Genomic DNA, 2813 nt, shown 5'->3' with positions numbered 1-2813 from the left:
ACTTCAACGACTTCCTCCAGCAGATCCAGCAGATCCAGAAAATGGGCAACCTGAAGGAACTTGCCTCGATGATCCCCGGTGTAGGAAAAGCCATAAAAGACATCGACATCGACGACAACGCCTTCAAGGGAATCGAAGCCATCATCCGCTCGATGACCGAAGAAGAACGTCAGCACCCTGAAATCATCAACGGCAGCCGCCGCAAGCGCATCGCCAAAGGTTCAGGCACCGACATCCAGGAAGTCAACCGCCTGATCAAGCAGTTTGACGACGCCCGCAAGATGATGAAAGCCGTCTCCGGCATCAAGAATCCGATGGCCCTGATGAGAGGCATGAAAGGCATGCGCCGCTGATCAGACACAGGAATTCAACCACAGAACCCTCACATTCAACAAATACCCAGAAAATTATGACCCTCATTGACGGAAAAAAGACCGCTGACGACATCAAACGGGAGATTGCCGCAGAAGTCGAAGAAATGGTGGCCCAAGGCAAACGCCGCCCCCATCTCGCAGCCATCCTTGTCGGCCACGACGGCGGCAGCGAGACCTACGTAGCCAATAAAGTCAAAGCCTGCGAAGCCTGCGGCTTCCGCTCGACACTCATCCGCTACGAGGATGACGTGACCGAAGAAAAGCTCCTCGAAACCATCAGACAGCTCAATGAGGATCCGGAAGTCGACGGTTTCATCGTGCAGCTTCCCCTTCCGCGCCATATCTCCGAGCAGAAAATCATCGAAGCGATCAACTACCGCAAGGATGTCGACGGTTTCCATCCGGTCAACGTAGGCCGCATGTCGATCGGTCTCCCCTGCTTCGTCTCCGCCACTCCCTCAGGCATCATGGAGCTTCTGAAGCGCTACGGAGTCAAGACCCGCGGTGCGAAGTGTGTGGTTCTCGGACGCAGCAACATCGTAGGCAAGCCCGTGGCCACTCTGATGATGCAGAAAGCAGAACCGGGCAACGCGACAGTGACCGTGGTCCACAGCGCATCGGCCGACATCAAGGAAACCTGCGCCGAAGCCGACATCATCATCGCAGCTCTCGGCCGTCCGGGATTCGTGACAGCCGACATGGTCAAACCAGGCGCAACGATCATCGACGTCGGCACCACCCGCGTGCCTGACGCCACCCGCAAGAGCGGTTTCCGCCTGAGCGGCGACGTGGATTTCGCCAACGTAGCCGAAAAGTGCGCCTTCATCACCCCGGTGCCCGGCGGTGTAGGCCCGATGACCATCTGCTCGCTCATGCGCAACACGCTTCTGGCTGCTAAAAAAGAGATTTACAGCTGATCAACCCCATAAATCGGAAGCGGATTGAAAATCACCGTAATTTTCAATCCGCTTCCTTTCTCTTATATCTTAGGAACTTGTATCTCTCTGCTTAAGAGGGTGTTTCATAAGGCCACTCATACTCTTTCCCCACACTTTCAAAAAACAACAGACACGTGAGCATGATTTCAGTTTTTCTATCGCTGCTCTCGATGCTGATTCCGCAGGACAGCGCAGAGATTGTTTTTGCCGGCGATGCCATGCAGCACCAGCGGCAGATTGATGCCGCCCGACAGAAAGACGGATCGCTCGACTACGGCACCTACTTCACCGCCCTCCGCCCCTACATCGAGTCGGCTGATTTTGCCGTTGTCAACCTTGAGACACCGCTCGGAGGCGCCCCCTATTCGGGCTATCCGATGTTCTGCGCCCATGACAACTATGTCGACGCACTGACGGAGGCCGGATTCGACCTGATGCTGTCGGCCAACAACCATATCCTCGACCGGCGCGACCGCGGAGTCAGACGTACAATCAGGACTTTCGAGGAGAAAGGAGTGCCATATCTCGGAGTCTACCGCAACCGCGCCCACCGCGACTCGGTGTTGCCGATGGTCCGCGACATCAACGGCTTCAAAATCGGCTTCCTGAACTATACATACGGCACAAACGGCATCACGAAGACTTCCGACATCGAGATCGACTACATAGACCGTCAGCTGATCGCCTCTGACGTCAGGAAGACCCGCGAGAAAGGAGCGGAACTGATAGCCGTCTGCATCCACTGGGGCGAGGAATACAAACTGCTTCCGAACACCACTCAGAAAAATCTCGCGAAATATCTGCGTGATCTCGGAGTGGAACTCATCATCGGCGGCCATCCCCACGTGATCCAGCCGATGGAGCTGAAGATAAACGAAAAGACCGGACGCCCCTGCTTCACGGTCTACTCCCTGGGCAATTTCATCTCGGCGATGCGCACCACCGACACCCGCGGAGGAGCGATGGCCCGCATAAAACTCGCCCGCGATATCTTCGGACGTGCCTACGTCAAAGAGGCCACATACCGGCTCGTGTTCACCGAACCTGGCAGTTCCGACGGCAAATTCCGCCTGCTCCCCGCCGAAAGCCGGGAGCTGCACCAGAGCATGGACAGCTACCGCAAAGGCTTTGTCAGAAACGCCGTCAATATTTTCGACCGCCATAACGTCAACGTACCCCGCGACACCACGACCATCAGGACCCGGTAAAATCGGTCCGGGCTGTCGGTGAGGCCATGACAGGGCTGTCATTTTTGCATATTATTTAACAAGATTTGTCAGTTTTGCAGTCTGGCATTTTGTTTGCTGTGATGTTATATGTGTAATGTGACACAACAGAAACAATTAAAACCATAATATATCATGCAAAAAGGACAGATTGGAGTAACGACCGAGAACATCTTTCCGGTCATCAAAAAGTTTCTCTACTCCGCCCACGAAATTTTTCTCAGCGAGTTAGTTTCAAGCGCCAGTGACGCGACCCAGAAGCTCAAGACCCTCGC

General features: G+C 54.8%; 2 protein-coding genes and 1 pseudogene. All 3 read left to right on the top strand.

Annotated elements, in window-relative coordinates; all coding sequences use genetic code 11:
• Window positions 1–353, top strand: a pseudogene (locus K2H17_RS00585) (signal recognition particle protein); the annotation flags it as partial.
• Between the two features lie 56 nt (window positions 354–409).
• Entirely contained in the window at window positions 410–1291 is an 882-nt protein-coding gene (folD, locus tag K2H17_RS00580) for a bifunctional methylenetetrahydrofolate dehydrogenase/methenyltetrahydrofolate cyclohydrolase FolD (RefSeq protein ID WP_300130153.1), read from the top strand.
• 161 nt (window positions 1292–1452) lie between these two features.
• On the top strand, window positions 1453–2520 hold the full coding sequence (locus K2H17_RS00575; protein WP_300130150.1) for a CapA family protein: 1068 nt from the start codon (window positions 1453–1455) through the stop codon (window positions 2518–2520).
• Window positions 2521–2813 lie beyond the last annotated feature (293 nt).

The sequence above is a fragment of the Duncaniella sp. genome, assembly GCF_029054785.1.
Taxonomy (GTDB): domain Bacteria; phylum Bacteroidota; class Bacteroidia; order Bacteroidales; family Muribaculaceae; genus Duncaniella.
This window is presented reverse-complemented; position numbering and strand designations above follow the sequence as displayed.